3 protein-coding genes are annotated in these 1116 nt (G+C 35.8%); 2 read left to right on the plus strand and 1 reads right to left on the minus strand.

All coding sequences use genetic code 11. The features are described 5' to 3' along the window. Window positions 1–38 precede the first annotated feature (38 nt). Both FTV38_RS17855 and FTV38_RS17860 read left to right on the plus strand, forming a co-directional pair. The gene (locus FTV38_RS17855; RefSeq protein ID WP_180023085.1) at window positions 39–350 is read left to right on the plus strand and encodes a BrnT family toxin; all 312 of its coding nucleotides are present in this window, start codon (window positions 39–41) and stop codon (window positions 348–350) included. Further along, entirely contained in the window at window positions 313–627 is a 315-nt protein-coding gene (locus FTV38_RS17860; RefSeq protein WP_096902543.1) for a BrnA antitoxin family protein, read from the plus strand. The genes FTV38_RS17855 and FTV38_RS17860 overlap by 38 nt, the downstream gene beginning before the upstream one ends. 23 nt (window positions 628–650) lie before the next feature. Here the strand turns inward: FTV38_RS17860 and FTV38_RS17865 are convergent, their stop codons facing one another. Further along, window positions 651–902, minus strand: a complete 252-nt coding sequence (locus FTV38_RS17865) for a hypothetical protein (protein ID WP_004969151.1) — start codon at window positions 900–902, stop codon at window positions 651–653. Window positions 903–1116: the final 214 nt, after the last annotated feature.

Raw genomic sequence — 1116 nt, forward strand, 5'->3', positions numbered from 1 at the left:
GTATTAACATTTTTATATTAACAAAAAGCGATGCAACTATGGAAATTGAGTTTTCATGGGATGAGCATAAAGCAGAAACAAACCTCAAAAAACATGGTGTAGCTTTTGAAGATGCAACCTTGGTTTTTTATGATGCCTATGCCGTCTTCAAACAGGATCGCTTTGAAAATGGTGAATATCGTTGGCAAGCGATAGGTCTCGTACACGGCCAGACAGTTTTATTAGTGGCTCATACTGTACAAGATCATAATGGGATTGATCATATCCGCATTATTTCGGCACGACAGGCAGAGAAAAAAGAGAGGAAACAGTATGAGCAAAACCGTTACGTACAAAGTAGATTTGAATAAACCTCCTGTTTTGTCTGAAGAACAAAAGGCAAGACTTGAAGCTCTGGCTAAACGCGCAGACAGTGAAATAGACTTTTCCGACATTCCTGAACTTGATGAAAGCTTTTGGAAAAATGCTGTCCAAAATCCGTTTTATAAGCCAACTAAACAAGTGACTACAGTACGCATTGATGCAGATGTCATGCAATGGCTAAAAGCACAAGGCAAAGGCTATCAGACACGTATGAATAAGATTTTACGTGATGCAATGCTGAATGATTTAAAAAATCACCCATAAAAACGGAGCTTAAGCTCCGTTTTTTACAAACTATTTTTAAGCTTATAGAATCTAAATTCGGGGTAAATTAAACCTATAATAAAAAGAATGGTAAATGCTATCCATAGAAACAAAGCCATAGCTCTAAGCTGTTCTTCATTCCATGAGCTTGATTCCATATCTAAGAAAAAGATACTCTTCCAGCCTTTAATATAATCAGCTCCACCCCATGAAATAATCCATTTGAACATTAAGCTAACTGCCAAATAAATAAGTACCCACACCCATGTAGACATAAATTACCTTATTATTTTTAATCACTTATTGGATAATTATAACTGATCTTAATAGTCTTATTTAACATAAAATCTCTTATACGAAATTTGCATTGTAAGCCCAAAGTAGAAATGTCCGGTTTCTCCAAAGTAAAAATGTCCGCTTTTAGAATATGCGCTTTTGCGATTATCGAAGCGGACGGTTTGATATGTTGGTGTCTATGTCGGATAAAGA

It is taken from the genome of Acinetobacter sp. YH16044 (genome assembly GCF_013417145.1).
Classification (GTDB): Bacteria; Pseudomonadota; Gammaproteobacteria; order Pseudomonadales; family Moraxellaceae; genus Acinetobacter; species Acinetobacter amyesii.

What these genes read in the sequence shown, in the direction of transcription:
- FTV38_RS17855 (WP_180023085.1), top strand. Translation starts at nt 39, where the DNA reads ATGGAAATTGAGTTTTCATGGGATGAGCATAAAGCAGAAACAAACCTC.
- FTV38_RS17860 (WP_096902543.1), top strand. Translation starts at nt 313, where the DNA reads ATGAGCAAAACCGTTACGTACAAAGTAGATTTGAATAAACCTCCTGTT.
- FTV38_RS17865 (WP_004969151.1), bottom strand. Translation starts at nt 902, where the DNA reads ATGTCTACATGGGTGTGGGTACTTATTTATTTGGCAGTTAGCTTAATG.